General features: G+C 61.4%; 2 protein-coding genes. Both read left to right on the forward strand.

The features are described from left to right. The coding region (gene tnpB, locus LJ656_RS34800) for an IS66 family insertion sequence element accessory protein TnpB (RefSeq protein ID WP_230513949.1) at positions 1-294 on the forward strand (294 nt) is incomplete at its 5' end. A gap of 51 nt (positions 295-345) precedes the next feature. Next, positions 346-1935 carry an IS66 family transposase gene (gene tnpC / locus LJ656_RS34805; protein ID WP_230513950.1) on the forward strand — a complete coding sequence of 530 codons (1590 nt, stop codon included), beginning with the start codon at positions 346-348 and terminating at the stop codon, positions 1933-1935. The last annotated feature ends 57 nt before the right edge of the window (positions 1936-1992 follow it).

Here is a 1992-nt window from a genome sequence, read left to right on the forward strand (position 1 = left end):
ATGCGTTCCGGCTTCAATTCGCTTGCGGCGAAGGTACAGACGGTGCTTGAGAAGGATCCTTATGGCGGCCATGTTTTTATCTTCCGGGGCCGGCGCGGTGATCTTCTGAAGGCGTTGTACTGGAGCGATGGCGGTCTATGTTTATTTGCGAAGCGCCTTGAGACGGGGCGTTTTGCATGGCCCCGCGCCGACGCCGGCGTGGTGGCGCTGACCACCGCTCAACTCTCGCTCCTGCTCGAAGGGTTCGACTGGCGGCAACCGGTCGAAGCGGCACGCCCGCGCAGTGCTTTGTAAACGTCTGTTACCCCATGATCCGCGTGCAGTTGATGGTCGTAAACTGTCGCGATGGATCTGACCGATACCGACCTGCCCGACGACATTGATGCGCTCAAGGCGCTGGTGCGCGCGCATGCGGCGTCGGCTCATGCAAACGCGCAGCGGGTCGTCGAATTGCAGGACCAGCTCAGTTCCCGCGTAATCGAGATTGAACATCTGAAGCTGACGATTGCGAAGCTGCGCCGCATGCAGTTCGGTCGCAAGTCTGAGAAGCTGGAGCGTCAGATCGAGCAGCTTGAACTGCGACTTGAGGACCTGCAGGCCGACGAAGGTGCGGCTGCCCAGGCTGACGGAAAGAAGGCGCAGCAACGCCGCGAGAGTGGCAGTCGCAAACCGCTTCCTGATCACCTCGAACGTGAAGAGCGTGTGCATCTGCCCACCGAGGAGCACTGCCCGGGTTGCGGCGGCACGCTCAAACCGCTGGGCGAAGACGTATCCGAGCAGCTCGAATACGTGCGCGCGCACTTCCGCGTCATCCGTCATCGTCGGCCGAAGTTAGCCTGTTCGTGCTGCAACTGTATCGTGCAGGCCGCAGCGCCGAGCCGTCCGATCGATCGTGGCCTTCCGGGTCCGGCACTGCTCGCACACATCGCGACATCGAAGTTCGCGTACCACATCCCGTTCTACCGGCAGTCTGTCATGTACGCACGCGACGGCGTCGAGATCGAAGCGGGCACCATGGGCCACTGGCTGGGCAGTCTGACCTGGCTACTCAACCCGCTGGTCGACGCGGTGCGCCGCCACGCACTTGGCGGCACGAAGGTTCACGCCGACGACACGCCGCTACCGGTGCTCGCACCAGGCAATGGGAAGACGAAGACCGGCCGTCTGTGGGTGTATGTGCGCGATGACCGGTCCAGTGGTTCGACCGAAGCGCCGGCCGTCTGGTTTGCCTACACACCGGATCGTCGCGGCGAACATCCGCAGCAACACCTTGCCAACTTCACTGGCGTACTGCAGGCAGACGCGTTTGCTGGCTATGCCGAGCTATATGTGGGCGGCCAGATTCGCGAAGCTGCATGCATGGCCCATGCACGCCGAAAGCTGCAAGACCTGCACGCTGTTCGGCCATCGCCGATCACCAGCGAAGCACTCGAGCGCATCGGCGCCCTCTATCGCATTGAAGAGCACATTCGTGGCAAGCCGCCTGAAGAACGACGGCGCGTTCGCCAGGAGAAGGCGGTGCCGCTGCTTGATAACATGAAGCGGTGGTTCGAGGCGACGCTTCTCACACTCTCCGCGAAATCAGACACCACCAAGGCGATCCAGTATTCGTTGAATCGCTGGCCTGCGCTGGTCTATTACTGCAGCGATGGTCAGGCCGAGATTGACAATCTGATTGCCGAGCGCGCATTGCGCGGCGTGGCAATCGGAAGACGGAATTTTTTATTTGCCGGAGCAGACTCAGGCGGCGAACGTGCAGCTGCGATGTACAGCCTGATCGGTTCTGCGCGCCTGAATGGCATTGATCCCGAAGCCTACCTGCATTACGTCATCGAACGCATCGCCGATCACCCAGCGAACCGGATCGACGAACTGCTACCCTGGAAAGTCGCCCCTCTGCTGCCCGCCGCCTCACACATCGATCCTATTCGCTAGCAGCCGATCCTCTCGCGCGTCAACGTCATCCGCGACGGTACTGTTCGACTGCTTACG

Origin of the sequence: Paraburkholderia sejongensis (genome assembly GCF_020880815.1) — a bacterium.
GTDB classification, from domain to species: domain Bacteria; phylum Pseudomonadota; class Gammaproteobacteria; order Burkholderiales; family Burkholderiaceae; genus Paraburkholderia; species Paraburkholderia sejongensis.

What these genes read in the sequence shown, in the direction of transcription:
- tnpC (WP_230513950.1), top strand. Translation starts at nt 346, where the DNA reads ATGGATCTGACCGATACCGACCTGCCCGACGACATTGATGCGCTCAAG.